We start from the raw sequence: 3589 nt of genomic DNA, 5'->3' as shown, positions 1-3589 counted from the left end.
GGGGTGGGCAAAACCCCTGATGAGTGGGAGCTTGAGGTCAAATTACCTATTTTAGAAGAACTCAAAAAACAGGAAAAAAGAGGAGAGATTGAGATAGGATATTTGGATGAAATGGGATGGGATTCAAAGCCTTGTATTCCCTACGCTTGGCAACCAGAAAAAACCACGATAAAGTTACCACCAATTGAAGGTAAAAGACTAAATATTTTAGGAATAATGAAACGAGACAATCAATTATTTTATGAGACACAGGTCGGAACGGTTACTAGCGAGATAGTTATCAATTTTCTGGATAAATATTGCCAAAATATACAGAAAAAAACTGTCATAATAATTGACCAAGCTTCCATTCATACCAGCGATGTGTTTATGGAGAAACTTGAGGAATGGGAAAAGAAAAACTTGAAAATATTTTGGTTGCCCACTTATTCATCTCATTTAAATTTAATTGAAATATTATGGAGATTTTTAAAATATGAATGGATTGAATTTAGTGCCTATAAAGACCGAAAGAGCCTCCTCGCTTACGTTAAAAAAGTGCTGGACAATTTTGGAAGCGAGTATGTAATTAATTTTGCCTAGGTACTTATTTGTGAGACTTACGCTGACCACGAGTTAACCCTAGATAAGGTCAAGGCTCATCTTGGGGATCCGTTTCAGAAGCTACCTAACTCCAAAAAGATTAACATCTCTTTTGAGTCATCGAAAATTTGGGTCTGAAACCCCGTCGTTCTACGACGGCTTTACTGTTAAATATTAGCACATTTGCGAAATATATGCTAAAATGTGAGGTATGGAGAAAGCCTATTCGTTTCGATTTTACCCAACACCAGAACAAGAGTCGCTATTGCGGCGCACTTTGGGCTGTGTAAGATTAGTTTACAATAAAGCTCTCCATGTCAGAACACAAGCATGGTACGAAAGACAAGAAAGAGTAGGATATACTGAAACTTCTTCAATGCTAACCGATTGGAAAAAGCAAGAAGAATTAGACTTTCTCAATGAGGTAAGCTGTGTACCTTTACAACAAGGGTTAAGACATTTACAAACAGCTTTTACTAACTTCTTTGCTGGTCGTACTAAGTATCCTAACTTTAAGAAAAAACATCAAGGAGGAAGTGCCGAATTTACTAAGTCTGCTTTTAAATTCAAAGACAGACAAATCTATTTAGCTAAATGCACAGAACCTTTACCTATTCGATGGTCAAGACAAATACCAGAAAGCTGTGAACCAAGCACAGTAACAGTCAGATTACATCCTTCTGGACGTTGGCATATCTCAATAAGATTTGATGACCCAACAATTAAGCCTTTACCAGTAACAGATAAAGCCATTGGAATTGACTTAGGAATTAGTAGCCTAGTAATTACCAGCGACGGCGATAAAGTATCTAATCCCAAGCATTTTAACAAGCATTATCGGAGACTGCGAAAAGCGCAAAAAAATCTTTCTCGAAAACAGAAAGGCTCAAAGAATCGAGAAAAGGCAAGAATCAAAGTAGCCAGAATTCACGCTCAAATCACCGATAGCAGAAAAGACCATTTACACAAGCTAACCACTCAATTAGTTCGTGAAAACCAAACGATTGTGGTTGAGAATTTAGCCGTTAAGAATATGGTCAAAAACCCGAAATTATCTCAGGCAATATCTGACGTTAGTTGCCCCCCCCTTGCCCCCCCGACCCCCCCCCTGGCGGGGGGGCCGGGGGGGGGGGGGGGTGGGGGGGTGGGCAATTAGCCGATAAATGCCGGTGGTACGGAAGAAATTACATCGAAATAGATAGATGGTTTCCCAGTTCTAAAAGGTGTAGTAATTGCGGGTATATTGCCCTTGAAAATGCCGTTAAATGTTCGAGAATGGGACTGTCCAGACTGTGGGACTCACCATGACCGAGATATTAACGCTAGTAAAAACATTTTGGCCGCAGGGCTTGCGGTGTCAGTCTGTAGAGCGACCATAAGACCAGAACAGAGTAAAACTGGGGCGACAGGTGCGAAAAATCCTTCGGGAAAGAAGCAGAAACTCAAATCGTGAGGTTTGGGAATCGCCGTCCGTTTTACGGCGGCGAGGATGTCAACTTAATTAGGAGCAAGCTAGGAAGCAGAAATGGGACAGGAGCAAGAAGGGCGTTCCTGGTAGCAGGGGCAAGATCACCCCAGCAATTCCTACGATCAAACTGGCAATGGCGATCGCCTTGAGAATTTCTTTTCCTATTCCTTCATATCCAGTCAAAAAGTTTTGCAGTTCCCCCGATAACTGGTCCCAAAAACTCCCTAACTCGGCTTCTAAGGCTTCTAGAGCGGCAGTTGGCAAGAGGGCGAGGGAATCTGCCTCTTGAACGAGCGCTAAAATTGCTGCCTGCTGTTCGGACTCCGAACCGGGGTGACTCTGATAGTTGATGATCGCACAACTTGCCGCCGGGTTGATGCGGACTTCCTCAATGCAAGGGAGGGACTGGAGGGCATAAGTCAGTTTCTCGCTATATGTGGTATCTCCAGCCAGTTTGGGGATGCCCAGGCGAAGGCGCCCCGGCAGCGAGTGCAGCACTTGGCAGTCAATTTTTGGCTGGTGGGCGATCTCGCGTAGCGATCGCGTTGCGACCGGCAGGACTTGAGCGTTGCTTACGTTAGTCTGAAGGTTTAATTCAAGGGTTGCGAGTGCTGGAGTCATTTTCTTTTCTTTTCTTGCTTTCTCTACCGATCAGGATGGTCAAACATTGCTATGTTCAACTTTAAACCAAATTAATTCAGTTTGACCTTTTAGACTAAAGGGTTTTTTGATACCCTAGAAGTGATCAAATAGCAAGGTAATCATGGAAGAGTTACTATTATTGGGCGCTGGGGCTGTCGCTGTCTTAGTTGTTGCTCCCATCGTCGGGGCTGCTGTCAACCCTGAACTAGGTAAATCCATCTCAGATTCTGGTCGCGACTTGATTAAAGGTGGCCTTAAATTCGGCATGGAAACGACGGAAAAACTGCAAAGTTCCTTTGCCGAAGCGACCGAATCGTGGAACGATCTCGTGGCCGAAGCTAAATCAGAAGTCGATACTAGGAAAGCTGCCGAGCAGCCACCTCGGGAAGTAGAAATTATTTCGGAAAACTAACTTGAGTCCAAAAATGCCGACTGACCGACAACAATTGCGTACCTGGTGTCAGACATTGAGTTGCCAGTTGTTCGAGGATATTCAGCGGCTCTCTCCTCTGTTAGTCGGGCGACTCCTCTTGTCCCTGACGGCTTAGGCACCGTGGCCGCTTTACGCCCTATTCACGCAGCAGGCAGCGGACGCAACCCTGGCGGGGAACTTGAAAAACCAGGTGTAGCAGATTTTCCCTTTTGGCCTTTGTTTCATTCCTTCGGTAAAATCGAAGTTCTTCACCTGACATTCACAATCAACCTCTTGCATAATTAGGGTTTGCGGCAAAAAGTTTTTCCTGGGGGAAGGGTGTGGGGTGTGGGGTGTGGTGCGATTCGTTGGCTAGAAACTAGACAGTAAGACGTTTAGAGGATTAGCCGCTTGGTAAATGTAGTACCTTGATAACTTTATAACCATACAGGTGCGGGTTAGTAATAACCTTAGTCCTGTCCTCT

At 44.2% G+C, this 3589-nt stretch carries 3 protein-coding genes and 1 pseudogene; 3 read left to right on the top strand and 1 reads right to left on the bottom strand.

The genetic code is table 11. From position 1 onward, the window contains the following. Both O9324_RS22600 and O9324_RS22595 read left to right on the top strand, forming a co-directional pair. Nucleotides 1-582, top strand: a 582-nt coding sequence (locus tag O9324_RS22600) for an IS630 family transposase (RefSeq protein WP_288141365.1), incomplete at its 5' end; no start/stop codon positions are given. Between the two features lie 211 nt (nt 583-793). Next, nucleotides 794-2035 (top strand): annotated as a pseudogene (locus O9324_RS22595) (RNA-guided endonuclease InsQ/TnpB family protein). A gap of 48 nt (nt 2036-2083) precedes the next feature. Here the strand turns inward: O9324_RS22595 and O9324_RS22590 are convergent. Beyond that, complete coding sequence (locus O9324_RS22590) at nt 2084-2671, bottom strand: HMA2 domain-containing protein (RefSeq protein ID WP_288141364.1); 588 nt, start codon at nt 2669-2671, stop codon at nt 2084-2086. Nucleotides 2672-2813: 142 nt separating this feature from the next. Between O9324_RS22590 and O9324_RS22585 the strand changes: the two genes are divergently transcribed. Continuing rightward, the gene (locus O9324_RS22585; protein ID WP_287633339.1) at nt 2814-3104 is read left to right on the top strand and encodes a DUF5132 domain-containing protein; all 291 of its coding nucleotides are present in this window, start codon (nt 2814-2816) and stop codon (nt 3102-3104) included. Nucleotides 3105-3589 lie beyond the last annotated feature (485 nt).

This window comes from Microcystis sp. LE19-84.1B, from assembly GCF_027531875.1.
Lineage (GTDB): Bacteria > Cyanobacteriota > Cyanobacteriia > Cyanobacteriales > Microcystaceae > Microcystis > Microcystis panniformis.
This window is presented reverse-complemented; position numbering and strand designations above follow the sequence as displayed.

Excerpts from the sequence above, each read along its gene's own strand:
- O9324_RS22590 (WP_288141364.1), bottom strand. The coding sequence starts at position 2,671 with ATGACTCCAGCACTCGCAACCCTTGAATTAAACCTTCAGACTAACGTA.
- O9324_RS22585 (WP_287633339.1), top strand. The coding sequence starts at position 2,814 with ATGGAAGAGTTACTATTATTGGGCGCTGGGGCTGTCGCTGTCTTAGTT.